The following is a 24,531-nucleotide window of genomic DNA, read 5'->3' on the forward strand; positions in this document are numbered from 1 at the left end:
TAAAGTTCCTTCGTCGTTGTGACCATCAACTGGGCGATTAAAGGGCCATCGTCTGATATAACGTCGAATTTTTTGGGCAGAGTTGTCAACTACTAAACCGAGTAATGGTCATCAATGGGCTCATGGACGCATCCATGTGAATGAACGACGAAGGGCGCAAAGTATTTTAACTGGGAGTGATACAATAAAGCGGTGCGGTGCAAGATGAAGGCAGTGATTTTGGCCGGAGGCAAGGGAACGAGGCTTCTTCCCCTGACCGTGTACAGGCCCAAGCCAATGATACCCTTCTTCAACAGACCCCTGATGGAGTACGCCCTCCAGAGCCTCATCGAGGCCGGGGTCGATGAGGTTTACGTTCTTGTCGGCTACCTTAAGGAGCGCATAATCGACTACTTCGGCGACGGAAGCGAGTGGGGGATAGAGATTCACTACTCCAACAAGGACAACGTGAAGCTCGGAACTGCCGGGGCCACCAAGAAGGTCGTCAAGCACATGGACGACACCTTTCTGGTCGTTTCAAGCGATGTGCTGACAAACCTCGACCTGCGGGCTCTCTACGAGTATCACAAAAAGAAGAAGGCCCTCGCCACGATAGCGCTTTCTGAGGTCGACGACCCGACGCAGTACGGCATAGCGATAATAGACGAGGACGGCAGGATTCAGCAGTTCAAGGAAAAGCCCAGGCCGGAGGAGGTCTTCAGCAACCTCGTCAACGCTGGTATCTACGTCTTTGAGCCCGAAGCGTTCGACCACGTTCCCAAGAACAAGAACTTCGACTTCTCCAGGGACCTCTTCCCTAGGATGCTCGAAAACGACCTTCCGCTCTACGGGTTCCCCTTCAAGGAGTACTGGAACGACGTCGGAAGGCCGTCGAGCTACCTTCAGGCGACGGAAGATGTCTTCCTCGGACGGCTCATCCTGCCGCAGGTGAAAACCGAAAGCCTTAAGGGCAACCTTGAGTACGGTGGGGCGCTCTACACTGGCAGGCGTTGCGTTCTGCGGAAGCCGGAAATCAGGGGCTTCGCGGTCATTGGTGATGACGTTGAGATAGGCAGAAACGTTAAAATTGAACGCTCGGTAATCTTTTCAGGCGTGACCATCGAGGACGGTGCCGAGATAAAGGAGGCCATAATAGGAGAAAACGTTCACATAGGCAAGGGCGTCGTCATACAGCCCGGCAGCGTCATCGGCGACAACACGCTCATCGAGGACTTCAGCAAGATAGGCTCGAACGTGAAGATTTGGGTCGAGTCAAGGATTGGTCGGGAGAGTATAATACTCCCGGATTGAGGTGGTGGAAGTGGAAGTGTATTATTCCCAGAGGTTTAATCCCGAGGAGCTTGCCCTCCTTGGAAGGGCCATAGGAACGGTCTCCCACGGAACGATAATAGTCGGCAGGGACGGAAGGGCCATCTCGCGCTACGGCAAGAGGGCGATGGTGGTTGGCATCGTCAGCACCGGTTCAACGATAATGGACGTCCGCCTGATTCCGCTCATAGCGCTCAAGGACTTTGCCCACAAGAAGGGCCTTCCGCTGGCCTACGTCTACTACTACGGTGGCGTTAGGGTTTACGTCAGCGGAATCGACGTTGACGAGATAAACGCCATCCTCGAGAGCAGAAGCTTCATCGAGGCCCAGCCCAACGACATCGGTGCGACGGTCTACTATCCCAACGCCCTCGACGACTTCATGCACGACCTCTTCAAGCACTACAACTTCAAGCTCGGGGGAAAGGCCCTCGTTGACGCCATGAACACCCCTGCGGTGCTCTTCTTCCCGAGGATGAGCGAGCACTTCGGCTTCGAGGCAGAGCTCATGAACGACATGATGACCAGCTACCTGCCGCCGAAGCCCAAGGAGGTCTTCCTTCACAAGCTGAACAAGGGGGACTACGACTTTGGAATGCGCTTTAGACCCGATGGCGTCGTGGAGTTTTACCGGGAGGGCGAGCAGAAGGAGTTCATGAGCATGTGGTCGCTCTTCGACTACCTCAAGAGGCTCTCAGTATGACGGCAGTTTTATAAGCCCCTCGCCGAGGGGTTTACACGTTCTTCCATTTTGGGGGTGACGGGCTTGGGGATATTCATTGTGCTCGAGGGCATAGACGGCGCTGGAAAGTCAACTCAGGCAAAGCTGCTCAAGCTGTGGCTTGAGGAGAGGGGCTATGAGGTCGTTCTAACAAAGGAACCCACGGACACGCCGTTCGGAAAGCTCATCAGGAAACTAGTCTTGACCGGTGGAAGGGAAGGAATAATTGACGGGGCTAAAATAAGTCACGAGGCGGAGGCTCTGCTCTTCGCGGCGGACAGGGCCGAGCACGTTGACAAGCTCATAAAACCCGCGCTTGAATCGGGAAAGGTCGTGATTTCAGACCGCTATTTTTACTCGTCGCTCGCCTACCAGTGGGCGAGGGGACTTGACCTTGAGTGGCTGATAGACCTCAACCGCTTTGCAATAAGGCCCGACCTCGTTCTGCTTCTCGACCTTCCCGTCAAGGAGAGTATGAAGCGCATAAGAACGAGGAGCATAAAGACCGAGTTTGACAAGATAGTGGAGCTCCAGAAGAAGGTTCGCGAAAACTACCTCAAGCTCGCGGAGCGCTTTCCTGAGATTAAAATCGTCAACGCCCTCGAGGACGTTGATGGTGTCCACAGGCAGATTGTTGCACTCGTTGAGGCTCTGCTCGAGAAATGAATGGAGCCCCGGGCGGGATTTGAACCCGCGACCGGCGGATTACAAGTCCGCCGCCCCGCCAGGCTAGGCTACCGGGGCAGGCTCGCTTTAGGGGACTCCTTTGAGAGTTATAAACCTTTTCCCCTTTCCAACCGCAAAATTTATAAACGTCCCCTGTATCCCCTACATTGGGTCGAGCCGCCGTAGCTTAGTCGGTAGAGCGCCGGACTGTTAATCCGGCGGTCCCCGGTTCGAATCCGGGCGGCGGCGCCATCAGTGGGCCCGTAGCTCAGCCTGGTCAGAGCGCGCGGCTCATAACCGCGTGGTCGGGGGTTCAAAGCCCCCCGGGCCCACCACAGAAACTTTTGTCAAGCAAAAGTTTCATCAAAATTAGGCATGCGTTTTAAACAGTTTATTTTCGGGTGGGGTTGCTCTTAAACTCGCCTGTTTTAAGCGTGTTTCCTTCATTAGCGCCCTTCGGGCGCTGATAAGAAGTTGAAACCATATCAGAGGATTTTGTTATAGTGTTAAACCCTGTATGAACTTGCTTTTTCATTAGTGCACGACCATTTTTCTGCTCCTTGGATAGAAGAGCGCTCATTTTACCAGCCCATCCCCGAGGCTGTTGCAAAGTTTTATCAGAGTTCGTGACTCCTTTTTGGAATGCGAAGCTCTCCCATTCATTTTGGCGTTGTTGGCGTGGAATCATCATTCCAGTTCAGCGACGAAAAATTTAATAAGGCAACCCGTGATGCACCTACCGCAGGGGGCCGTAGGGTAGCTTGGCCCATCCTGCGGGCTTTGGGAGCCCGTGACCCGGGTTCAAATCCCGGCGGCCCCACCATTCAGCCCTTACTTGCGCTGGCGGAGAAACTTTTCTGGTGAAAAGTTTCATCAAAATTAGGCATGCGTTTTAAACAGTTTATTTTCGGGTGGGGTTGCTCTTAAACTCGCCTGTTTTAAGCGTGTTTCCTTCATTAGCGCCCTTCGGGCGCTTTCAAAGAGAGAAACATGTCACAAAGAGCAGGTCAAAAAGAAACCCCCTCTAAAACTTGCACTTTTAAAAAAGGCACGTCATCTTCCGCCAGCGCTGAAGCTTTTGAAAAAAGCTTCACCAAAAGCTCGTAGCTCTCGCTCAAAGGCTCAAAGGAAGAAGATTTTACTGAGAAAATCGAGCCTTACAAGAGAGAACCAACCAAAACAGCCCTTTCAAAGGGTTTATTTTCCTTTGACGCCCATCGGGCGTCGATTTAAAGGTTAAACCCATAAGCAAGGAGCAATTTGAAAAGTTCTCACACTCAGAACGACCAACTGAAAAGAAAATCACCCGAAATATAGTATTCCAGAAGAAGCTACAAACTTTGATGAAACTTTTCGCCAGAAAAGTTTCTGGTGCGGGGGCGGGGATTTGAACCCCGGAACCCCTGCGGGAGTGGATCTTGAGTCCACCGCCTTTGACCAGGCTCGGCAACCCCCGCGCTCGCGGGACTCCCGAAGAAGTGAAAAAGGGCTGAGTTTATAAACCTTGCTTCAGCGCTCCATCCTCAACACCCTGGAGAAGTCTGGAGAAACCACCACAAAGTTAATCTATCTTCCCACAAACCATAAAACGGTGAGAGCATGGCGGTAAAAGCCGTTGATAGGCGAGTCTTCGAGTCGGTAATTGACGGCCTCGCCAAGGCCACAAAAGAAAAGCCAGAGGATATTGTCTGGTTCTTCCAGGTGAGAGAGTTAATGAACGAGATGGACAAACCCATGAGCGACGAAAAGGCCTGGGAAATAATCTTGAAAGACAAGAGAACCGCAAACTTAAGCACCATGGAGCTTCTTGAACTCGCGAGAGAGGAGCTTAAGAAGTTTCACCGCATCGAGGGGAAGCTGAAAAAGCTCGGAGTGATTTGAATGGCTCAGCTCAAGGTTGTCCTTGACACATCAATTTTAATCAGCGCTCTTAAGACCAAAGACCCTTCTCGAAGTCCTGCCATTAGGATTCTTGAGCTTCTCAAGGAATCAACACTCCAGAACTATGGTTCCAAGGAGACCCTGCAGGAGATGAAGGAAACCCTTGCAGTCATTGGACTCCTTATTGGGAAGCCGGAGAAGGCCAGGGCCATTTACAACCTCGTTCAAAACCACACCAAGAAGGTTTCTCCCCGCGTGAAGTTTGAAGATGACCCCAGGATAGTTAATGCCGTAGGTCACCTCGACGATGTTAAGTTCCTCAATGTGGTTTACGCTTCCAAAGCTCGCTACCTCATCAGCATGAACACAGCACACTTAGTTAAGCTGAGGAACGAAAAGACGCTCAGGTTCCAGCTCAAGAGGCATTGGTTCTACATCCTCACCGCCGGAGAGTTCCTGAAGCACATTAGGGAGAAATATGGAGCTGAAAAGTAAAGAATCCTTCTTTCTCAGCGCTCCATCCTCTTGACCCCGTCCTTCGTGCCGACGAGGACGAGGTCGGCTATGTCAGCGAAGATTCCGTTCTCGACGACGCCGGGAATGTTGTTGAGCTCTATCTCAAGGTCAAGCGGGTCCTCTATGCGGTGGAACTTGGCGTCGAGTATGAAGTTGCCGTTGTCCGTAACGACGGGCCCGTCCTTCTTCTCGGCCATCCTCAGCTCGGCGGTGGCGTTGAAGACCTCTATCTCCTCCGCGATGGCACGCCAGGCGACCGGGATAACCTCTATTGGGACGGGCATTCTCTGGCCGAGCCACTCGACGAGCTTGGTCTCGTCAACGAGGACGACGAACATTCCGGCCCTGTACTCGATGATTTTCTCCATGGTCAACGCGGCACCGCGCCCCTTGATTAGGTTCATCTGCGGGTCAACCTCGTCCGCTCCGTCAATCGCTATGTCTATCGCGTCAACCTCGTCGAGGCTCACAACCGGAACACCGGCTTCAAGGGCCAAGAGCCTCGCCTGGTATGAGGTCGGGACGCCGTAGACCTCCTCAAGCTCGCCTTCCATTATGAGCTTTCCGAGGTAGCGGATGAAGTAGGCGGTCGTAGAGCCGGTACCGAGACCAATGACCATCTCGTCCTCGATGAGGTTGAGGGCCTCTTTGGCAACGGCCTTCTTCATTTCCTCAACGTTCATGAAATCACCCCGTCACGTTGGTCACGTTAAACACGCATTTAATCCCGGCCGTTCCGTTGTGAACGACCTGATAGAGGAGGCTCTGGTTGGAGTAGCAGACCGGCTGGAAGTTGATGGCCACCGAGTAGCTGAGCATCGTGAAGTAGAGCCAGAACAACAGCCAGCCCCAGAAGGCCTTCCTGAGTATCGCCCTCTCGTCCGGGACGTCCGGAGGGAGCTCCTTAATCAGCGCCATCACGAACTTGTCCACGAAGAAGTAGAGCAGGAAGCCGAGTATCCATGCGCTCCTGTTGTAGTACGCTAAGAGTCCGCTGATTATCCCGGTGATAATGCCCCATATGTAAACCGCGAACGAGAACTTGTACTCTATCTTCACGTCCTCCCACCTAAGGGGCTCTTGTGGGAGAGATTTAAAACGTTATCGAAAAGAGGAAGGGCTCAGCGAGCCCATCACTTGAGCCTTATGGCGTCGAGGTTGTTGGGCGCGCGCGTTGATATGCCGAACTTCCTGTGTATGCTGGAGCTGAGGTCGAGGCACTTGTGGGCCTCGCCGTGGACGGTGATTATACGCTCTGGCCTCGGCCTGACGCGGGCGACGTAGCTTATGAGCTCCCTCCTGTCCGCGTGGCCGGAGAAGCCGTCTATCGTGTGGACCTCCATGTTGACCTGAACGACCTCTGTCCTGCCGTCCTCGCCGATGAGCGGTATCTCGCGTAAACCTCTCTGCACCTGCCTTCCGAGGGTTCCCTCGGCCTGGTAGCTTACGAAGATGATGCTGTTCTTCGGGTCGGGGGCGAGCTGTTTGAAGTACTCGACGCTCGGTCCGCCGACGAGCATGCCCGAGGTGGCTATGATTATGGCCGGCTCTCCGGAGTCTATGATGTCCTGCCTCTCGCGCGAGTTGGCGACGCTCTTGAATATCGGGTTCAGGAACGGGTTGTAGCCCTCGTGGAATATCTGCTCACGGAGGCTCTTGCTGAGGTACTCTGGATAGGCTGTGTGGATTGCGGTAGCTTCCCAAATCATTCCGTCGAGGTAAATCGGAACCTCTATGCCACCGACGCGCGCGTACTCCTCAAGAACCATCATTATCTCCTGCGCCCTTCCGACGGCCATCGCCGGGATGAGCACCTTTCCACCGCGCTTGATTGTTTCCCTTATGACCTCTATGAGCTTCTTCTCCGCCTCTTCCCTCGGCATCTGGTAGTCGTTGCTTCCGCCGTAGGTGGACTCCATGACGAGGGTCTCAAGGCGCGGGAACCTGCTCACAGCGGGCTCGAAGAGCCTGGTCGGGATGAACTTGAAGTCTCCGGTTACGGCTATGTTGTGGAGTCCGTTGCCTATGTGGAGGTGAACTATCGCCGAGCCGAGTATGTGACCGGCGTTGTGGAGGGTCAGCCTTATATCTGGAGCGATGTCCCTGACTTCGCCGTAGTCGAGGGTTATGGTGTGCTTTATGACCTCCTTTATGTCCCTCGGCCTGTACAGGGGCTCGACGCCGTTCATGTGCTGAATCTCGATGAAGTCCTGCTGGAGGAGCGTCATCAAGTCCCTCGTCGGCGGGGTCGTGTAAATCGGCCCGTCGAAGAGCTTGTAGCGGAAGAGGTAGGGGAGCATTCCGCTGTGGTCGAGGTGGGCGTGGGTGATAATGATTGCGTCGAGAAGGCCCTCATCGAGGACGTAGCGGAACTCCGGGGCGTCAAAGTGCGGAAACGCTTTGAGCGGGTCCCTCATCGCGGCTATGTTCACGCCGAAGTCAACGAGGACGTAGCTCTCATCCGTCTGGACGAGGAGCGCGCTCCTTCCGACCTCGCGGAAGCCCCCGAGGCCGGTAATCCTAATCCACCTGCTCTTGTACTCGGACTTGCGATAAATGTTCCTGCCAACCTGCCTGAGGAACTTCCTCCTGTCCTTGCTCTCGGTCTGGAGAATCTGCCTTATCGAGTAAATCGTCTGGCTCTGGAGCGGAGGAGTCCTGACAACCCTCGGCGCCCAGTGAACTTTCTGAGTAATCAGGCGAAGCGTCTCGCCGTTCTTTCCGATGACGAGGCCGGGCTTCTTGGCCTCTATGAGAACCTCACCGACGGAGGGGTCGAAGCTTATGTTCGTTATCTCGGCCTCCTTCGGGACGAGCTCCTTAATCATCTCCTCGGCCTTCTCGGGCGGGATTAGGATGTCCGGGTCCGGGCGGACGCTTATCCTCTTCTTGAGAACCTTCGCGAGGTTCCTGATGAGGTCGCCGTCCTTCATTATCGCCTCCGGGTTCTTGGTGTATATGACGAGCTCCGGCCCCTCGAACTCGACGTCGGTTATCCTCGCGTTCGGCGGAACCATCTGGGCTATGACCTCGCGAATCTCCTTGAGTATCTCGTCAACGTAGGTTTCCCTCCGAATCAACGCCACCACCTCAGAACAGCGCTTTGAGCTCCTCCTCGCTCCACTCGCGGTAGCCGTCCTCCGTCACGGTCACGAGTGTAACCCCACCCCCGGTGAAAACGTCCCTGCGGGTGGATGCCTTTATCGCCTTCAGGGCGAGCCTTATTCCATCCTCCAGTGAGAGGTCATCGCGGTAGTTCTCCTCAAGGATTGAGAAGGCGAACTCCATTCCGGAACCGGCGGCGGTGAACTTATCCTCGGTGACGCCACCGGCCATGTCTATCGAGTAAAGGCCCGGCTTCTCATCGTAGCCGGCTATGAGAAACCAGCCGAAGTATGGCATGAAGCGGTTTCCGTGCAGGATGTTCGACGTAAGGGTCGCCAGAGCTTTGACACTCATCTCCCTGCCGACCCTCGCGCGGTAGAGCTTTGCCTCGGCTCTTAGAAGTCTGACGAGGCTCAGTATGTCGCCAACGCTCCCCGCTCCTGCCAGGGCGAGGTGCTCGTCTATCTGGAAGACCTTCGTGACGCCCTCAGAAAGCACCATGTTGCCGAGTGATGCCCTTCTGTCTGCCGCTAAAACTACACCGTCCTTGCAAACTACGCCGACGGTAGTGGTTCCCTTTAGGTTCTCAGTCAACTACAACACCCCTGGAGTTGGTTTTTAGAATAGAAGAACCTCTGAACCCCGCTTAGAGAAAGAGTATTTAAAGGTTTCGCCCCACTCTCTTGGGTGGTTGTCATGGCAAAGGAAGTAATCCTTCTAACCGGCCCGCCCCTCAACGGGCGCGACGAATACCTGAGCGAGGCCCTTGAAAAGGCCAGCGGGGAGAGCTACGCATACTACCACGTCTTCGACTACCTCAGGGAGGTAGGGAAGGAAAGGGGGGTTAAGATAACCCGCAAGAACGTTCTCGACTTCGCGATAAACCACCAGGATTTGATGAACGAGATTCGCGACGAGGCCTTCGAGAGAATCAGACGGGAGATAGACGAGAGCGACAAAAGGTTTCACCTCGTTTCGACGCCGAGCCTCTTCCGCTGGGGGAGCGGGAGCGTTATAGGATTCACCCTCAGCAACCTCAAGCTCCTCAAACCTGACAGGGTCATCATCGTCCTCGACGACGTGCTCTCGGTCAGGAGGAGGATAATCAACGACCCCGAGTGGTTCGAGCGCTTCGGCAACGACCCGGACAACATAAAGCTGACGACCCTCGTCATGTGGCGCGAAGATGCGATAAACCACGTGAAGACCCTTGTCCACGAGCTCAAGAAGGAGGGAATAAACGTCCGCTACGTCCTCCAGTTCGGCATAAGGCACCCGCCGGAGGTCTTCCTCGACCTGCTGTTCAGGGAGAAGGAGAAGCCCCTCGTCTACCTCAGCTACCCGATGACCGGCCACGAGGAGGAGTACTACCACCGCGTCAGGGGCTTCTACGACAAACTGAGCGAGCACTTCACCGTCCTCGACCCCGGGGCTTTAGACGACTGGTGGGTTGTAGCTGAGTACGACAACCAGGTCGCCAAGAACCCGAACGTGAAGAAAATCAGGATAAAACACCTCCTCAACGGGAACGAGGTAGACGAGCTTGAGAGGGAGGACATAGAGCAGGCAACGGAGATACTGAGGAGACAGCTCGTTGAGAGGGACTTCAACCTCGTCGATGTCAGCAGGGCCATAGCGGTCTACCACTACGCCGAGGGCGTTTCGGCAGGAGTCGTCAGCGAGATGGCAGAAGCATACAGGACACTTGCGGCGATATACCTCTACTACCCCTTCAAGAGACGTCCAAGTCCGTTCATGGAATTCTACGGCATGCAGAACCCGTCGAGGCGGACGATGTTCAGGGACGAGGACGAGATGATAAGGGCGATGGTCGAGGAGAAGGACTACTGGACGAAGGGCTGACCTTCCTTTTTAGTTTCTTCTTAACCAACAAACCTGCTTTCAAGAACCGGCGGGAGAATTGAGAAGGAAAGGAAGGGAGAAGAAATCACTTCTTGACCCATCCGCGGTCCTTCATGGCCTGGTAGACCCTCTGGACAGCGACGACGTAGGCACCATCGCGCATGTGGATGTTCTTCTCCTTGGCGGTGTTGTAGACTTCCCAGAAGGCCTTGGTCATCTTCTTGTCGAGCTTCTCGCGGACTTCCTCCTCGGTCCAGTAGTAGCCGTTGATGTTCTGGACCCACTCGAAGTAGCTGACGGTGACACCACCGGCGTTACAGAGGAAGTCCGGAATCTGGAGGATGCCCTTCTCGCGGAGTATGTCGTCGGCCTCAGGGGTAACCGGACCGTTGGCAACCTCAGCGACAATCTTGGCCTTAATCCTGTCGGCGTTCTTCTCGGTAATGACCTCCTCGATGGCAGCCGGAGCGAGGACGTCGACGTCGAGTTCGAGAAGCTCCTCATTGGTGATGTTGGTCGCGCCTGGGAAGTCCTTGACGCTGCCGTGCTCCTGCTTCCACTTGAGAACCTCGTCCGGGTCGAGGCCATCTGGGTTGTAGATACCGCCCCTGCTGTCGCTGACGGCGACGACCTTCATGCCGAGCTGCTCCTTGGCGAGCTTGGCGGTGTAGTAGCCGGCGTTACCGTAGCCCTGGACGGCGATGGTCTTGCCCTTGAGGTCGATGCCGAGGGCCTTGGCGGCTTCCCTGATGGTGAAGATAGCACCCTGGGCGGTAGCGGTACCCCTGCCAAGGGAACCGCCGATGCTGAGCGGCTTGCCGGTTATGACACCGAAGGCCGGGCCCTTGCGTCTCATTATGGTCTCGTACTCGTCCATCATCCAGCCCATTATCTTGGGGTTGGTGTAAACGTCAGGAGCCGGGATGTCTGTCCACGGGCCGATGACATCATAAACAGCCCTTATGTAAGCGCGAGCGAGCCTCTCCTGCTCCCTCTCGGAGAGCTTCTTCGGGTCAACGATGATACCACCCTTACCGCCACCGTAGGGGAGGTCAACGACGGCAACTTTCCAGGTCATCCAGGTGGCGAGGGCCTTAACGGTGCTGAGGGTCTCGGCCGGGTGCCACCTTATACCACCCTTGGTCGGACCACGGGCCCAGTTGTGCTGAACGCGGAAACCGGTGAAGACCTTGACAGAACCGTCGTCCATCTCGATGGGAACGCTAACCTCAACAATCCTCATGGGCCTCTTGAGCCACTCAAGGGCCTCCTCACTTATGTCCATATACTGAGCAGCCCTTTCGAGCTGCTTAACGGCCATCTCAAACGGGTCAATCTCGACCATCTCTATCACCTCAGTTTCGGTAATCTGCGATATCCCCTAAGACCTTTGCATATATAAACCTTTCGGAAAAGAAGGCAGGAGAAGGCTTAGTTTGCAACAAAAAGTTAGCATCTCAAATTTTCGAAGAAATAAAAAGCGCTCCCGAAATTTTTAGCTAAAAAGAGGGATGTACATCCAAGATTTTATGAACATTGGTGAACATTGAGGTGCAATGGTGAAGGAAAGAATAGAAACCCTCAGCGAGAAGTCGGTCATCATCCCGTCAGCTCACTCTCGTTCCAATCATCGGGCGGTGAGGGTAAGGGCCGGAGTATATAAAGTTGCCCCGGCCACATTGTTGACACTATGACAATACAAGTCTTAAGTTCTTCGACTGTCAATCAAGCACATACCTGTTTGAAACGGCAAAATTGAAAAAATGACGAAGAGCCGATTTCGAGTTATTTTACGGAAGAGTAAATCGTCTTTCGTCGAAAAACGCCCTCAAAAAGCTTTTTATACGATGAAGGTTCTTATACATAGTGCCCCCGAGGTGGGCATTTACCCCTGGTATAATACAGTCTCGTCTGGAGGTGGTTAAAAGTGGAGCAGGGAAGGGACCAATGGGCGACCAAGATTGGTTTAATTTTGGCCATGGCAGGAAACGCCGTTGGCCTTGGTAACTTCGTGAGGTTCCCAACCCAGGTCGCCCAGAACGGTGGCGGCGCCTTCATGGTGCCGTATTTCATAGCGCTGTTCTTCCTCGGTATCCCAGTGATGTGGATTGAGTGGGTCGCCGGTCGCTACGGTGGCAAGTATGGACACGGCACCCTAGGACCTACCTACTACCTCATGGCCAGGGAGAGCCTCAAGCCGAGAAGCGCCCTCTGGTGGGGCGTCATAAGCGGTATGCTCGCGTTCTCGCTGACCATACTCCTCAACAGCTACTACCTGCACCTCATCGGCTGGTCGGCGGCGTACTCCTGGTTCAGCATAACCGGAGCCTACTTCGGCAAGAACACCGGTGAGTTCTTCGGCAACTACCTAGCCAACCACACGCAGGTAATGCTCTTCTGGGGAATCACCGTTATACTGCTGGCCATAGCGGTCGGCCAGGGTGTCAGCAAGGGTATCGAGCGCTGGGTCAAGGTCATGATGCCGCTCCTCTACGTCTTCGCCATCATAATGGTCGGCTACGTCTTCGTCCTTGGCTCGCCGGTTGACCCCAACTGGAGCACCATAGACGGATTCAAGTTCATCTGGAGCCCGAACTGGACCTACCTGAAGGAGCACTTCGCGGCGGTCATGCTCGCGGCGACGGGACAGATATTCTTCACACTCTCTCTCGGTATGGGTATCATCCAGAACTACGCGAGCTACCTCGGCCCCAAGGATGACGTTGCCCTCTCAGGTATCGCCACCGTCTCGCTCAACGAGTTCGCGGAAGTCGTTCTCGGTGGTTCAATAGCAATACCGCTCGCGACCGCTTACTTCACCAAGATAGTCTCTCCAGACCTCGTTGCCAAGGCCTTCAAGGACGCTCCAAGCTTCCTCATACAGATGGGAGTTCCCCAGGACATAGCCAAGTCCGGAAACGTTGACACAATCTCCAGCTACCTCAGCCAGCACTGGGGTGAGATTATGCAGTACCTCACCCAGCACAAAGACATAGGCCTCAAGGCAATTGGAAACACCTTCGGACTCGGCTTCTCGTACACCAGCCTGCCCAACGCCTTCGTCAGCATGGGAGACGCGGGAAGGCTCTTCGGTGCACTCTGGTTCCTCCTGCTCTGGTTTGCAGGATTCACCTCAGCGATTGCAATGTACAACTACGTCGTGGCCCTCCTCGAAGAGGACCTCGGCATAAAGAGGAACGTTGGAACTTGGGTCGTTCTGGTGATATACTTCCTTGCTGGACTGCCGGTCATCTACATAAGCGGCTACATGGACCAGGTTGACGCATGGGTGAGCTTCCAGCTGACCCTGCTGGCGCTCTTCGACATCATCGTCGCAGTGTACCTCTTCAAGCCCGACAACTTCTGGAAGGAGCTCCACGAGGGGGCCTGGATGAAGGTTCCCGAGTGGTACAAGCCGATAATCCTCTACATCGCGCCACTGCTCCTCATGATACCGCTCCTTGGAATGGTCAAGAGCCTCATAGGCACGACCCTCGAATGGCCTGCCAGGATTGCAATAATAGTCATGTGGGTCATTGGATTCATCGAGAGCTACTACTCCATCAAGAAGAAGTACGGCGAGGAGCTCGAGAAGAACGAGGTTATCATAAAGGTCTGAGGTGGTGACGATGGGAAGCTGGGTAATCTACATGCTCTTTGCCTGGTTTGTTATTTTTGCCCTCATGTACTGGAGCATTGGAAAGCTCCTCCAGGCCGAGAAGGCACAAGGGTCTTAAGGCCCTTCTTTCTTTTCAACTTTTGGAGGTGTGAACGTGAAGAGCAAGGATATTCTGCTCGACACAGCCGAGGTTCTTGAATCAACCCTCGATAGAATAGACCGTCTCACGGTTCTCACGGAGAAGGAGAAAGAACGCGTGAAGGCTAAGATTAAGGAAGCTGCCGAGAACTTCAGGAGGCTCGCTGAGGAGGTTGAGAAGGACAACGAGGAGCTCGCGGAGTTCTTCTACAAGAAGGCCAAGGAGTTCAAGCTCATGAGCACCGACAAGGCCATAGAGAAGGAGGGCAAGAAGAAGTACCTGAAGCTCGCCGACAGGATACTCCTGTACTCCCGCTCGGCAGAGTACGACTTCAAGCCGGGGAAGCTAGCAGAGCTCAAGAAGGTTTACCGGAGGTATCTGTTTGGAATGACCGCTTTCTTCGTGCTCACTGGCTTCTATCTCAACCAGTTCCTCGCAATCACTGCCCTAATCCTCGCGATTCCGATAATCCTCTCCATGCTCTCCCTCCAGAGGAGGGGCTACCTCGGGCTTCTGCTGGCCTACTCGGCGATACCAATACCTGTTATCGTTGGTATGATGGCCCTGAGGTACAGCATATACAATCTGATTACACCGGAAAAAATACAGGAAATAGCGAGCAAATTCGGCAAGAGCCCCAGCTTCGTCCAGGGCTACCTGATATTCTTGATGCTCCTCGCGGCTGTGGAGCTTTACCTCATCGTGAGCGCAATAATAGGCCTCTACAAGCACCGCCACGCCTTCCTCTAAAGCTGCTCCACGAACCTTCTCAACCTTTTTATTGAAATCCCAGTCTTCCTCGCGAGCTCTTCAAGGTTCGCACGGAGAAGGTCCTCGGGTGTGTTTATTCCCGCCTTGTTCAGCTTCGCAAGGGTTTTGGGGCCAATGCCCTTGACGTCTATGAGGCGCTTCAACCGCGGGCGTTTCTTCTCGGCCTTCGGCTTCCTGGGCGTTCCAATCCTCTCAACCCTCTTGGCAAGCCTCGTGTCAGTCCTCCTAGCGAGGGGAACCCTCGGCTTCCTTCTCTTTACGAAGGCGAGCGAACTCGCGTAGAACCTCTCATCGGAACCCTCGAAGACGCTCTCACCGAGCTCGGCCTCAGCCTCAACGAACGTTCCCCCCACTTCCTCCGTCCTATCCCGCTCCTCGGGCGGCACCTCGGGGGGCTCCACGTACTCCTCAAGCCCAGGTGGATTGTCGCTGACGTAGTGGGCAACTATCACCGGCCTGAAGGGGTTGTCGCGCTCCTCAAGCTCCTCAAGGAGCGAAACGTCCATCTCGCCGGTCTTGAAGTACCTCACAACCTCGTTGGCGAGCCTGTGGAAGTCCCTAGCGTGAAGCAGAACGCGCCTCTCGGCGTAGGCCTTCGCCTGGCCCGTTGTTATGAGGAACCCCCAGTCGCTCGCCTCAAGGATTAGAAGCTCCCTCGCGAGCTGTTCTATCGCCCTGTCGCCTAGCTTGTCCTTCCCGTAAAAGCGGCTCGCCAGCGCGACCATACGCTCTTCCGCGCGGTAGATTTCCTCCCACGTCCACTCCGTTTCCGGATTCCACCAGGTCGAGTGGTCCGCGTTGGCGCCCCATGAGCCTTCGGGCAGTTCAATCCCAAGCCTCTCGCCGGAGTAGTTGGAGAGGAAGGCTGAAAGCGTCGTCGTCTTGATTCCCCTCTCGGCAAGAAGCTCAAGAACCCTGCTAAGCCACTTAACACCCTCGTACCACCAGTGGCCGAAGAGCTCGGTGTCGTAGGGAGAGACGATTATCCCCTTCTCGCCCGTTTTCTCCTCGAACTCACCCAGCAATGTCTCAACGAGCCAGACGAAGTGCCTCGCGTGCGCTTCAACCCGCTCAAGAGCCCTCTCGGGGTCGTAGAAGTCCTTCTCGCCCAAATCAACGTCCTTACCCGTCACGCGCCAGTACTGGTTGCCGCTGTGTTCGGCTTTCTTGTGGAACTCCCTGTACCAGAAGTCGCCGGGGTAGCCGTAGTGGGCGCTCCAGACCTGATGGCCCGTCTCGCGGTTCCTCGCGAAGACGGCGACGTTAGAGCCCTTGACCCAGTACGGCCGGAGCGTTGCGAGAGAACCGGTAGGAACCGGGGCGCCGTAGGAGTCGCTGACCGGTCCGTTATCAATGAGGTTGCTCTCGACGAAGAAGTACTCGATTCCAAACTCCTCAAGGAACTTCTCTATCCCCTTCCTCTCAACGGTTCTTCCGCCGGGAAGTTGCCACCGGCCGGAAGGTCTGTAGGCGCACTCTGAAACCCACATTCCCCGCGGTCTCCTTCCGAAGTGCTTCTCGTAGGTCGCCACTCCGTTGGCTATCTGCGAGCGTATTGACTCCTCCCTCCAGAGGAGGGGAAGGTAGGCGTGTGTCGCGGGGGAGGTTATTATTTCAAGGTAGCCCCCCTCCTGAAGCTCCCGGAACCTGCCGATTACGTCTCCGTTTATGGCCTTCCAGTAGGAGTAAACGCGCTCGAAGTGGCGGAGGACTTCTCTAACGGGCTTCTCGGGGTATTTGCCAGATTTGAGGTCTTCTTTAGTTCTCTCGATTTTCCTCAAGAGGTACTTCTCGAACTCGGCCTTGACGTAGTCGTCGGCCAGCTGTTCCATCAGGACGGGCGTTATGTTCACCACGAGCTGGAAGCGAACGCCCGAGTCCCTCAAACGTTCGAACTCCATGAGCAGGGGCAGGTAGCTCTCGCTCATCGCCTCGTAAAGCCACTCCTCTCCGAAGGGCCACTTGCCGTGTTTCCTGACGTAGGGAAGGTGAGTGTGAAGGACGAAGGTTAGGTAGCCCCTCATGGTATCACCGTTGGTGTTTAAGCTTCATCGTATTTAACCTTATTCGGAACAGACCTGTCACCGTGACCAGTAATGTGCATGGAAAACGTTTTATCTTCCGGTTCCAACTGGGTATGGTGATAACATGAGGGCGATGGAGCTAGCAGGAACGGAGAGCGGGTTCATAGCCGGTGCCCTGGCGGTCGTTCTTCTGGGTGCAATACTGAGCGTGCTCTCATCCCCCATGGATGTCTTCACAAAGCTCGCGTACGTGCTCTACGACATGGGGCTCGTCGGCCTCTCCTTCGGACTGCTGAGCGAAGCCATTGAGGGGAACAAAAGCGACGCAACCAAGGCGGCTCTCGCGATTGCGGGAGCGCTCGTTCTGCTCGCGCTGAGGCTTTAACCTTTTAACCCCCGCCCTCTACTCTTTTCGGGTGAGAGAATGAAGGAAGAGATGAGCTCAGTTGACATACGCTACGTCGTTAGGGAGCTTCAATGGCTCGTTGGCTCTCGCGTTGACAAGGTCTACCACGACGGCGACGAGATAAGGATTAAGCTCCGCACGAAAGAGGGTAGGGCTGATTTAATCCTCCAGGCTGGGAAGAGGTTCCATCTCACGAGCTATGTAAAGGAGGCGCCAAAACAGCCTTCAAGCTTCACGATGCTCCTCAGAAAGCACCTGAGCGGAGGGTTCATCGACGCGATAGAGCAGCACCAGTTCGACAGGATTGTTAAGATTCGTATCGGCGACTACACCCTCATCGGCGAGCTCTTCAGGAGGGGCAACATCGTCCTCGTGGACTCGGAGAACAGGATTGTGGCCGCTCTCCGTTATGAGGAGTACAAGGACAGGGCAATAAAGCCCAAAGCAGAATACAAGTTCCCGCCAGCCCGTGAAAACCCTCTGGAGGTCAGCTTTGAGCGCTTCCTTGAGCTGATGAGGGAGGACGAGGAGCTCGAGCTCGTCAGAGCTTTGGCAAGGAAGCTCAACATGGGCGGAATGTATGCGGAGGAGATTTCCATAAGGGCCGGCTTCGAAAAGACGACACCGGTGAAGGAGCTGAGCGATGAGGATTTGAAGAAGGTCTACGAGGCCATGATGGGAACCTTCAACGACGAACCGAGGCCGAACATCGTCTACAAGGACGGCAACATGCACGACGTCGTCCCAATCGAGCTGAAAATATATGAGGGGCTTGAGAAGCGCTATTTTAAAACGTTCAGCGAGGCCCTCGACGAGTACTTCGGTAAGCTCACAATCGAGAAGGCCAAAATTGAGAGGACGAGAAAGCTCGAAAACAAGAAGAGGCAGTTGCTGGCGACGCTGAGGAAGCAGGAGGAAATGCTGAAGGGCTTTGAAAAAGCGATGAACGAGAACCAGGAGATAGGGGATTTAATCTACGCGAACTACGCCCTCATAGAGAGGCTTTTGGACGAGTTCAGGAAGGCCACAGAAAAGCTCGGCTGGGAGGAGTTCAGGAAGCGCATAGAGGCGGGCAAAAAAGAGGGCAACAGAGTTGCGCTCATGGTGAAGGCCATCGACCCGAAGGAGAAGTCCGTAACGATTGAGCTCGAGGGGAGGAAGGTTAAACTCTACCTCAACAAAAGCATAGGCGAGAACGCCGAGCTCTACTACGAGAAGGCCAAGAAGTTCAGGCACAAGTACGAGGGTGCCTTGAAGGCCTACGAGGACACGAAGCGCAAGCTCGACGAGGTCGAGAAGCTCATCGAGGAGGAGATGAAGAAGGAACTCAACGTGAGGAAAATCGAGAGGAGAAAGAAGAAGTGGTTCGAGAAGTTCCGCTGGTTCGTTTCGAGCGAGGGCTTTCTTGTCTTGGCGGGAAAAGATGCAGGAACGAACGAAACCCTGATAAAGAAGCACATGACAGAGAACGACCTCTACTGTCATGCAGATGTTTACGGCGCTCCCCACGTCGTCATCAAGGACGGGCAGAAAGCTGGAGAGAAGACCATCTTCGAGGCCTGTCAGTTCGCAGTCTCGATGAGCAGGGCGTGGAGTCAGGGGCTGTATGGAGCAGATGCCTACTGGGCATATCCAAATCAGGTGACGAAGCAGGCGCCAAGCGGTGAGTATCTCGGCAAGGGAGCATTCATGGTTTACGGAAAGAGGAACTGGCTTCGCGGGCTTCCGCTCAAACTGGCGGTGGGAGTTATAAACTACGAGGGAGAAGATTACGTCGTCTGCGCACCCGTTGACGCGATTAAGGCCCACACGAGCAAGTACATCGTCATAAGGCCCGGCAGGCTCAAGAAGGGAGAGCTCGTCAAGAAGATACGCGGAATCCTGGAGAAGTGGGGCTACAAGGTGCGCGAGGAGGATTTGAACGCGATTCTTCCGCCGGGAGGGGGAGAAATAGCGGAGGTGGTGGGTTAAACCAGCTCCTTCCCCGTTCCCGTCATGACGAGCTTGCCGTGCTTCACTCCCTTGAGGCTCAAAAGCCTGTCCGCTATCTCCTTTATCCTGCTCGCCTTCCCCTTGACGATGACGACCTCGAGGCAGTTGTGCTCGTCCATGTGGACGTGAATGCTGGAAACTATTTCATCAAGGTAATCGTGCTGCAGGTCGAGGAGCTCTTTAACGACGTCCGCTTCGTCGTGGTTGTAGAGCATCGTTATCGTTCCGGCAACTTCCGCATCGCCGGTCTCCCACTCGTGCCTGATTATGAAGTCCCTCATCAAATCCCTTATCGCCTCGCTCCTGTTCACGTAGCCCTTTTCCTCGATTATCCTGTCGAACTTTTCAAGCAGTTCCTCAGGTACGGAGACGCCGAAACGGACCACCTTCATAACACCACCAACCCAAGTGATGACACGAAAGTTATAAACCTGTTCCAAAAGTCTTTTATCCGAACCGGAGTAGGTTCGAGCATGAGGGATGAGCTCTACTCAATAGCGCGAAGGGAGTTCGCGGAGGATTTAATCTTCGAGATTGAGGGAAAGCCCGTTACGCTCTCGATAAAGGGTCTGCTCATAGCGAGGGCCGAGAGGGAAGGCTACAACTTCTCGTTCTTCGAGGTGACCGAGACGGAAACCGTGCTCGCGGTCCAGATGAAGGGGTTCATCGTCTACATAGCCATCGAGAGCGATGAGGAGCTCGACGACGAGGAGTACGCAGAGGTGGGAAAGGCCCTGCTCGAACACCTGACCCCGAAGATTGCCCTGCTCGTGACGAAGGCGGAGAAGGACTACTCGGGAAAAGCCGACATACTCCTCGACGACGGTATGTCCCCAGACATGAAGGAGTTCTTCTACTCGCTCCTCGTGAAGCACAGGCAGGGGAAGAGCCCCTACGAGCAGACCGAGGTCGCGTGAGGTGTTGGGATGAAAGGGAAGTACAGGATTTTGGCAATCATAGTTATCACACTCATAGCGGTTGGCGTCGTAAACTACCTGCCGAAGGGCGGGGAAATGGGGCAGGAGGAGGAAAGCGTTAAACCCGTAGAAAAACCCGCCCTCTGGGGCCTCACCGACCCGCCGCTTCTCGAAAACGTGAGCTGGGAAAGGAACGGGAACGTCGAGGTAACGACGCTTCCCAGGAACCTCACAGGGAAACTGGAAGAGCAGCTCAGGGCCCTCGGCTACTACCCCGTCTACGCCAACTGGAGCGACTGCCGGTGGACAATCTGGGACGGGAGGAGGGCCTACTACGTTGGGGAGACCGAAGGCGGCATTTTAGTGGCACGCGGAGAGCTGAAGGCGGTCGTTGAGTGGGTGAACGAGACGTCGAAGTGCGGAAAGCCAGGTTGGAAGACCACCGTCATCGGCCCCAGTCCTCAAAAAGCCCTCTCCTACACGGCCTCACTTATAGGCGACGCACTGGAAAAAGACGGCGTAATCGTCGTTCCCTCAGAGTGGAACGGAAAAATCCCCTGGAACCTCGCCAACTACAGCTTAGAGGCCGGAAAGGTGAAAATCCTGATTCTAATCTACGCAACGGACGAACAGCTTGAGTACGCGAGGTCGCTCCTGGAGGGGAAAACGCTCTGCATCTCCGCCCTCAGCTATCGTGCGCTTGTGGTACTCGACGGCCCCACGGGGGATATCTCTAGGGCCTACGATTCGATTGAGAGCGTTGCCAATACAAGAGGAGCTTCCTGCGGGTGATGGAAATGAAGAAGGTGCTGGCACTCGTTGCAATCCTGATTTTAGCCGGATTAATTTACTGGGAGTACTACTACATCGAGCCGGTTCCGAAACCCGAAATCTGGGGCTACACCGACCCCCCAAGCCTCGTAAACATGAGCTGGAAAAAGATTGGCTCCGTCGAGGTAGTGAACAAGACAATCGAGAACGCAGGAGGACTTTACGGAAGTGTGCTCTCCGAACTCTCAAAGATTGGCTACTCAATGGTATCTGGAAACTGGAGCAGTAAAACGTGCCAGTGGAGTTACTGGACGAGGGGGACAAAGAGCTACTACCTGGCCTACAACGGAACGAGGTTTCTGGTTATACGCGGGGAGACGGGGGCGGTTTTGAACGCCAGCGATGAGCACTGGCTCTGCGGGAGACCCTTGGACTCAAGCCCGCTGCCGTCGCCAAGCCCCTGGAAGGTAGCCGAGGCGATGGCAATCTCGCTCGGCAACAAGTTCATGAAGAACAACGTTACCACAACCCCTTCCAACTGGACCGGGCCCATGCCAGACTGGTACCTCGCTAAGTTCTCCTTCAAGGCAAACGTCGGAGAAGGTGTCGAAGTCCTCATTCTCGTGTACTCAAGCGATGACCAGGTGAAATACGCTGAGTACGTGATGAAAAAGGAAGACAGGAGCATAAAGTTCCTGAGAAACGACGGCGGTGATTACTACGCCCTCATAGCCCTTAAGGGAAGGAAAGCGGACGTTGACAAGGCCATTGAGATAATCCAGAAACCGGAAAGCTAACATTTTTCCTTTTTCATAACCCCTAGACGATTCTTAAGAACGATTCAAAACAATTTGAAACCATGGCAAAGGTTATATTCCTCCGAGACGTAACAACTAACGAGGACCATGGCGGGCAAACTGATTGCTTCCGTCGCCGTCTCGGCGTTGCTCTCATCCCTCGCGTGGATAATCCTCCAGCTCAACCACCTCCTCGGAGTCCTCCTCTTTATCTCCGCAGTTATCGTACCCCCACTGGTTTTCAGGAACTACTACAGCAAAAGGCCCCTCCGGCTGGCACCGTTTTTGATAATCTCGCTCATCCTGATGCTCCTCTTAATGCCCCCTCCGGTCACGGGCCCGAACGTCGAGTTCGGCCTTTATTTTGCCACAGGTTGCTGGGGAAGAAAGGCCGATACTTGGCCGCTGGGCGGTGGGGAGCTCACTTACTCCTGCAACAAAACGGTTGCGTACTCGACGATTCTCGTCAGCGGGGTTGCCTGGAAGTCCTCAGGGGTCAGACTTCCAGTCCTCGGCCGTTATGTAACCCTCTATGAACCACGTGAGAAGGCCGATAACGCCTACAGTGAGGCCACAAAACGCGTTGAATCGGAGGGCTACCTAGGGATTGTGGAGAACTACGTAAGCGACTCCGACATCATGAGAGATGCCCTCTTCGCTAGGGGTGGTGAATGCGTATATCTGGCCGAAACAAGGATTCTCGGCGGTGGCCTCGCCGTTATCTCGGCGCGAGGCCCCTGCAGGGGCGTCAAGGGGTTTGCGCTCCGCTGGCACGACGACTACCTCTGGAACGCGAGCGAGCCGCCGACTTTCGTAAGGTACCGCTTCAACTGGAGCTCAAACGGGAGCGTCAGGGTTGGAAAGCTCGACCTATCGGACTGGCCGGGGGAATGGGTGAGGAACACCTACAAAGCCATAGAAATCGAGCTCAAGGGAACCGGATACGTCAAGCTGATGGAGGGAAAAAGCGGGGACTGCATGTGGTCTCTCTGGGTAAGGAATGAAGGGTCGCACTACGTTGCCCTGAAAGGGAAAGAAATCCTCGTTTTAAGCGGAAAAACCGGAGAAGTGAAAAACTCGGCGGAGGAGCTTTCACCTTGCGGCCTGAGGAACGGCCAAGAAGTTAAAGGGCCGACTCCCGAGGAAGCGCTCAACGCCGTGATGGCGGAGCTCAACGGGAGCCTCGTCCTGAAACCCGCCGGAGAACCTGCCCTCTGGTCCCTCGCTGGAAAAGAGTTTTTGATGTCTGTGGGTGGTAGAAACCTCAGCGTGAACCTTCTCGTGTACGGAATTCGCGGGCAGTGCGACTACGCCCGCTACCTGCTCGACGCTTCCGACGGGGAAACGACTTCCATTTGCCTCGAACGCAGAGGATACTTCGTCGCTGTGGCAGTTAAAGGGGAAGCCAAAGACGTACAATTCGTCTTATCGTCAATAAAGCAACCGAAAAGAACTTAAGGAAACGCAGTTTCCTTACCTCGATGCGCCATGATGGTCAGGAGTGATTGTTTTTGGCTTTGAAGGTCGCTTCTCGAGCCCTGACATAGCCGTTAGGCGGGATTGTTTTTGGCGCTGAGCTGAGGAGGGAGTGCTTTTGGCCGCGCAGTTCTGTCACTTAAACGCTCCGGTTTAGTTCTCACGCTCTTATTCCCTCACCCTTTGGGACCTTTCTCGAAAGGATTAAAGGAATCGGAGGGGGTGTTAGAATGAAAGCCGTTCTGCCCGATTCGAAGATACCAAAGAGGTGGTACAACATACTGCCCGACCTCCCGGAGCCGTTAGCTCCACCCCTCGACCCCGAAACCGACGAGCCGATGGGGCCGGAGAAGCTGTTGAGGATTTTCGCTGAGGAGCTTGTGAAGCAGGAGATGAGCACGGAAAGGTACATCGAGATTCCGAAGAAGGTCCGTGAACTCTACGCCAAGATAGGCAGGCCAACACCACTTTTCCGCGCCACAAATCTCGAAAAGGCCCTCGGCACGTCCGCTAAAATCTACTTCAAGTATGAAGGGGCTACCGTAACCGGAAGCCACAAGATAAACACCGCTTTAGCTCAGGCCTACTACGCAAAGGAGCAGGGAATAGAGAGGCTCGTTACCGAGACCGGAGCCGGCCAGTGGGGAACCGCTTTGAGCCTGGCCGGTGCTCTTCTCGGGTTAAAAGTTCGCGTTTACATGGCGCGCGCCAGCTACTTCCAGAAGCCCTACAGAAAGACGATAATGCGCCTCTACGGGGCCGAAATCTACCCGAGTCCGAGCGACAGAACCGAGATAGGTCGGAAGTTCCTGAGCGAGGACCCCAACCACCCCGGCGGCCTTGGAATAGCGATAAGCGAGGCGATTGAAGACGTTTTAAGGGACGAAAAAGCCCGCTACGCCCTCGGGAGCGTTCTCAACCACGTGCTCATGCACCAGACCGTCATCGGCCTCGAGGCCATTGAGCAGATGAAGGAGTTCGAGGAGCCGGACGTTATAGTCGGATGCGTCGGCGGTGGAAGCAACTTTGCTGGGTTGGCGTATCCCTTCGTGAGGGACGTCCTGAGCGGTAAAAAAGAGTACGAGTTCATAGCGGTCGAGCCGAAAGCCGCCCCGAGCATGACACGCGGGGTTTACAAGTACGACTTCGGCGACTCCGGAGGCTACACCCCAAAGATGAAGATGCACACACTCGGCCACACCTACTACGTCCCGCCGATACACGCAGGCGGCCTGCGCTACCACGGTTTAGCTCCGACGCTGAGCGTCCTCATAAACCACGGCATCGTCAAGCCAGTCGCTTACCACCAGAACGAGGTTTTCAAAGCCGCGGAGCTGTTTGCGAAGACCGAGGGCATAATTCCAGCGCCCGAAAGCGCCCACGCGATAAAGGGCGTCATAGATAGGGCGTTAAAGGCGAAGGAAGAAGGAAAGGAGGAGGTCATACTCTTCAACCTGAGCGGTCACGGCCTGCTCGACCTGAAGGGCTACGAGGATTACCTGGATGGAAAGCTCGAGGACTACGAGCCGGACTACTTCCCGGCTCTGGAGACGCCCTGA

The 24,531-nt window shown here is 55.0% G+C and carries 22 protein-coding genes and 5 tRNA genes; 18 read left to right on the forward strand and 9 right to left on the reverse strand.

All coding sequences use genetic code 11. The features are described from left to right. Nucleotides 1–204: 204 nt before the first annotated feature. The 3 genes from E3E30_RS05875 (at nucleotide 205) to tmk (ending at nucleotide 2,695) form a co-directional block, all read left to right on the forward strand. Nucleotides 205–1,290, forward strand: a complete 1,086-nt coding sequence (locus E3E30_RS05875) for an NDP-sugar synthase (RefSeq protein ID WP_042688669.1) — start codon at nucleotides 205–207, stop codon at nucleotides 1,288–1,290. Nucleotides 1,291–1,300: 10 nt separating this feature from the next. Continuing rightward, complete coding sequence (locus E3E30_RS05880; protein WP_167729003.1) at nucleotides 1,301–2,011, forward strand: phospho-sugar mutase; 711 nt, start codon at nucleotides 1,301–1,303, stop codon at nucleotides 2,009–2,011. Nucleotides 2,012–2,074: 63 nt separating this feature from the next. Beyond that, nucleotides 2,075–2,695, forward strand: a complete 621-nt coding sequence (tmk, locus tag E3E30_RS05885; RefSeq protein ID WP_042688665.1) for a dTMP kinase — start codon at nucleotides 2,075–2,077, stop codon at nucleotides 2,693–2,695. Between the two features lies 1 nt (nucleotide 2,696). Here the strand turns inward: tmk and E3E30_RS05890 are convergent. After that, a tRNA-Thr gene (locus E3E30_RS05890) sits at nucleotides 2,697–2,773 on the reverse strand. A gap of 98 nt (nucleotides 2,774–2,871) precedes the next feature. Here E3E30_RS05890 and E3E30_RS05895 point away from each other — a divergent pair. The 3 genes from E3E30_RS05895 (at nucleotide 2,872) to E3E30_RS05905 (ending at nucleotide 3,518) form a co-directional block, all read left to right on the forward strand. Continuing rightward, nucleotides 2,872–2,947, forward strand: a tRNA-Asn gene (locus E3E30_RS05895). A gap of 5 nt (nucleotides 2,948–2,952) precedes the next feature. Continuing rightward, nucleotides 2,953–3,030 (forward strand) — tRNA-Ile (locus E3E30_RS05900). A 410-nt stretch (nucleotides 3,031–3,440) separates the two neighbouring features. Further along, a tRNA-Pro gene (locus tag E3E30_RS05905) sits at nucleotides 3,441–3,518 on the forward strand. 546 nt (nucleotides 3,519–4,064) lie between these two features. Here the strand turns inward: E3E30_RS05905 and E3E30_RS05910 are convergent. Then, nucleotides 4,065–4,152, reverse strand: a tRNA-Leu gene (locus E3E30_RS05910). A 142-nt stretch (nucleotides 4,153–4,294) separates the two neighbouring features. On the opposite strand from E3E30_RS05910, the gene E3E30_RS05915 reads away from it, so the two are divergent. Both E3E30_RS05915 and E3E30_RS05920 read left to right on the forward strand, forming a co-directional pair. Beyond that, nucleotides 4,295–4,576 carry a hypothetical protein gene (locus tag E3E30_RS05915; protein ID WP_042693030.1) on the forward strand — a complete coding sequence of 94 codons (282 nt, stop codon included), beginning with the start codon at nucleotides 4,295–4,297 and terminating at the stop codon, nucleotides 4,574–4,576. Then, nucleotides 4,577–5,071 (forward strand): putative toxin-antitoxin system toxin component, PIN family, encoded by a 495-nt coding sequence (locus tag E3E30_RS05920; RefSeq protein WP_167728720.1) that lies wholly within the window; start codon nucleotides 4,577–4,579, stop codon nucleotides 5,069–5,071. A gap of 14 nt (nucleotides 5,072–5,085) precedes the next feature. On the opposite strand, the gene rpiA is transcribed toward E3E30_RS05920, so the two are convergent. The 4 genes from rpiA to psmB all read right to left on the reverse strand — a co-directional run bounded on the left by rpiA (nucleotide 5,086) and on the right by psmB (nucleotide 8,791). Next, complete coding sequence (gene rpiA / locus E3E30_RS05925) at nucleotides 5,086–5,775, reverse strand: ribose-5-phosphate isomerase RpiA (RefSeq protein ID WP_167728721.1); 690 nt, start codon at nucleotides 5,773–5,775, stop codon at nucleotides 5,086–5,088. A 4-nt stretch (nucleotides 5,776–5,779) separates the two neighbouring features. Further along, the gene (locus E3E30_RS05930) at nucleotides 5,780–6,151 is read right to left on the reverse strand and encodes a hypothetical protein (protein ID WP_042693023.1); all 372 of its coding nucleotides are present in this window, start codon (nucleotides 6,149–6,151) and stop codon (nucleotides 5,780–5,782) included. 74 nt (nucleotides 6,152–6,225) lie between these two features. Then, complete coding sequence (locus E3E30_RS05935; RefSeq protein ID WP_042693022.1) at nucleotides 6,226–8,172, reverse strand: beta-CASP ribonuclease aCPSF1; 1,947 nt, start codon at nucleotides 8,170–8,172, stop codon at nucleotides 6,226–6,228. Nucleotides 8,173–8,182: 10 nt separating this feature from the next. Beyond that, nucleotides 8,183–8,791, reverse strand: a complete 609-nt coding sequence (gene psmB / locus E3E30_RS05940) for an archaeal proteasome endopeptidase complex subunit beta (RefSeq protein ID WP_167728722.1) — start codon at nucleotides 8,789–8,791, stop codon at nucleotides 8,183–8,185. Between the two features lie 102 nt (nucleotides 8,792–8,893). On the opposite strand from psmB, the gene E3E30_RS05945 reads away from it, so the two are divergent. After that, nucleotides 8,894–10,060 carry an AAA family ATPase gene (locus tag E3E30_RS05945; RefSeq protein WP_167729004.1) on the forward strand — a complete coding sequence of 389 codons (1,167 nt, stop codon included), beginning with the start codon at nucleotides 8,894–8,896 and terminating at the stop codon, nucleotides 10,058–10,060. Nucleotides 10,061–10,145: 85 nt separating this feature from the next. Here the strand turns inward: E3E30_RS05945 and gdhA are convergent, their stop codons facing one another. Next, the gene (gene gdhA / locus E3E30_RS05950; protein WP_167728723.1) at nucleotides 10,146–11,405 is read right to left on the reverse strand and encodes a glutamate dehydrogenase; all 1,260 of its coding nucleotides are present in this window, start codon (nucleotides 11,403–11,405) and stop codon (nucleotides 10,146–10,148) included. Nucleotides 11,406–11,987: 582 nt separating this feature from the next. Here gdhA and E3E30_RS05955 point away from each other — a divergent pair. Beyond that, entirely contained in the window at nucleotides 11,988–13,679 is a 1,692-nt protein-coding gene (locus tag E3E30_RS05955) for a Na+dependent transporter (RefSeq protein WP_167728724.1), read from the forward strand. Between the two features lie 154 nt (nucleotides 13,680–13,833). Further along, nucleotides 13,834–14,568, forward strand: coding sequence for an alpha-glucosidase (locus E3E30_RS05960; protein ID WP_167728725.1), 735 nt, complete (start codon nucleotides 13,834–13,836; stop codon nucleotides 14,566–14,568). Here E3E30_RS05960 and E3E30_RS05965 read toward each other — a convergent pair. Beyond that, nucleotides 14,565–16,613 carry a 1,4-alpha-glucan branching protein gene (locus tag E3E30_RS05965; protein WP_167728726.1) on the reverse strand — a complete coding sequence of 683 codons (2,049 nt, stop codon included), beginning with the start codon at nucleotides 16,611–16,613 and terminating at the stop codon, nucleotides 14,565–14,567. The two genes, E3E30_RS05960 and E3E30_RS05965, sit on opposite strands and share 4 nt — an antisense overlap. A gap of 124 nt (nucleotides 16,614–16,737) precedes the next feature. Here E3E30_RS05965 and E3E30_RS05970 point away from each other — a divergent pair, with 124 nt between their 5' ends. Together E3E30_RS05970 and rqcH are read left to right on the forward strand one after the other, a co-directional pair. Next, nucleotides 16,738–16,998 (forward strand): hypothetical protein, encoded by a 261-nt coding sequence (locus tag E3E30_RS05970; RefSeq protein ID WP_167728727.1) that lies wholly within the window; start codon nucleotides 16,738–16,740, stop codon nucleotides 16,996–16,998. A 39-nt stretch (nucleotides 16,999–17,037) separates the two neighbouring features. Further along, a complete protein-coding gene (gene rqcH / locus E3E30_RS05975; RefSeq protein WP_167728728.1) occupies nucleotides 17,038–18,990 on the forward strand; it encodes a ribosome rescue protein RqcH in 1,953 nt (650 codons plus the stop codon). Here rqcH and nikR read toward each other — a convergent pair. Further along, a complete protein-coding gene (nikR, locus tag E3E30_RS05980; protein WP_042693005.1) occupies nucleotides 18,987–19,403 on the reverse strand; it encodes a nickel-responsive transcriptional regulator NikR in 417 nt (138 codons plus the stop codon). The two genes, rqcH and nikR, sit on opposite strands and share 4 nt — an antisense overlap. 81 nt (nucleotides 19,404–19,484) lie before the next feature. Here nikR and E3E30_RS05985 point away from each other — a divergent pair, with 81 nt between their 5' ends. The 5 genes from E3E30_RS05985 to E3E30_RS06005 all read left to right on the forward strand — a co-directional run bounded on the left by E3E30_RS05985 (nucleotide 19,485) and on the right by E3E30_RS06005 (nucleotide 24,531). After that, a complete protein-coding gene (locus E3E30_RS05985) occupies nucleotides 19,485–19,928 on the forward strand; it encodes a hypothetical protein (RefSeq protein ID WP_042693002.1) in 444 nt (147 codons plus the stop codon). Nucleotides 19,929–19,937: 9 nt separating this feature from the next. Continuing rightward, nucleotides 19,938–20,720, forward strand: coding sequence for a hypothetical protein (locus E3E30_RS05990; RefSeq protein WP_167728729.1), 783 nt, complete (start codon nucleotides 19,938–19,940; stop codon nucleotides 20,718–20,720). Then, complete coding sequence (locus E3E30_RS05995; protein WP_167728730.1) at nucleotides 20,720–21,496, forward strand: hypothetical protein; 777 nt, start codon at nucleotides 20,720–20,722, stop codon at nucleotides 21,494–21,496. The genes E3E30_RS05990 and E3E30_RS05995 overlap by 1 nt, the downstream gene beginning before the upstream one ends. A 108-nt stretch (nucleotides 21,497–21,604) precedes the next feature. Further along, nucleotides 21,605–22,954, forward strand: a complete 1,350-nt coding sequence (locus tag E3E30_RS06000) for a hypothetical protein (protein WP_167728731.1) — start codon at nucleotides 21,605–21,607, stop codon at nucleotides 22,952–22,954. Between the two features lie 248 nt (nucleotides 22,955–23,202). After that, nucleotides 23,203–24,531, forward strand: a complete 1,329-nt coding sequence (locus E3E30_RS06005) for a TrpB-like pyridoxal phosphate-dependent enzyme (protein WP_167728732.1) — start codon at nucleotides 23,203–23,205, stop codon at nucleotides 24,529–24,531.

The sequence above is a fragment of the Thermococcus sp. 9N3 genome (genome assembly GCF_012027685.1).
GTDB classification, from domain to species: Archaea; Methanobacteriota_B; Thermococci; order Thermococcales; family Thermococcaceae; genus Thermococcus; species Thermococcus nautili.

What these genes read in the sequence shown, in the direction of transcription:
- E3E30_RS06005 (WP_167728732.1), top strand. Translation starts at nt 23,203, where the DNA reads ATGAAAGCCGTTCTGCCCGATTCGAAGATACCAAAGAGGTGGTACAAC.
- E3E30_RS05985 (WP_042693002.1), top strand. Translation starts at nt 19,485, where the DNA reads ATGAGGGATGAGCTCTACTCAATAGCGCGAAGGGAGTTCGCGGAGGAT.
- E3E30_RS05920 (WP_167728720.1), top strand. Translation starts at nt 4,577, where the DNA reads ATGGCTCAGCTCAAGGTTGTCCTTGACACATCAATTTTAATCAGCGCT.
- E3E30_RS05970 (WP_167728727.1), top strand. Translation starts at nt 16,738, where the DNA reads ATGAGGGCGATGGAGCTAGCAGGAACGGAGAGCGGGTTCATAGCCGGT.
- rqcH (WP_167728728.1), top strand. Translation starts at nt 17,038, where the DNA reads ATGAAGGAAGAGATGAGCTCAGTTGACATACGCTACGTCGTTAGGGAG.
- nikR (WP_042693005.1), bottom strand. Translation starts at nt 19,403, where the DNA reads ATGAAGGTGGTCCGTTTCGGCGTCTCCGTACCTGAGGAACTGCTTGAA.
- gdhA (WP_167728723.1), bottom strand. Translation starts at nt 11,405, where the DNA reads ATGGTCGAGATTGACCCGTTTGAGATGGCCGTTAAGCAGCTCGAAAGG.
- E3E30_RS05995 (WP_167728730.1), top strand. Translation starts at nt 20,720, where the DNA reads ATGGAAATGAAGAAGGTGCTGGCACTCGTTGCAATCCTGATTTTAGCC.
- E3E30_RS05990 (WP_167728729.1), top strand. Translation starts at nt 19,938, where the DNA reads ATGAAAGGGAAGTACAGGATTTTGGCAATCATAGTTATCACACTCATA.
- E3E30_RS06000 (WP_167728731.1), top strand. Translation starts at nt 21,605, where the DNA reads ATGGCGGGCAAACTGATTGCTTCCGTCGCCGTCTCGGCGTTGCTCTCA.
- E3E30_RS05945 (WP_167729004.1), top strand. Translation starts at nt 8,894, where the DNA reads ATGGCAAAGGAAGTAATCCTTCTAACCGGCCCGCCCCTCAACGGGCGC.
- rpiA (WP_167728721.1), bottom strand. Translation starts at nt 5,775, where the DNA reads ATGAACGTTGAGGAAATGAAGAAGGCCGTTGCCAAAGAGGCCCTCAAC.
- E3E30_RS05915 (WP_042693030.1), top strand. Translation starts at nt 4,295, where the DNA reads ATGGCGGTAAAAGCCGTTGATAGGCGAGTCTTCGAGTCGGTAATTGAC.
- E3E30_RS05875 (WP_042688669.1), top strand. Translation starts at nt 205, where the DNA reads ATGAAGGCAGTGATTTTGGCCGGAGGCAAGGGAACGAGGCTTCTTCCC.
- E3E30_RS05965 (WP_167728726.1), bottom strand. Translation starts at nt 16,613, where the DNA reads ATGAGGGGCTACCTAACCTTCGTCCTTCACACTCACCTTCCCTACGTC.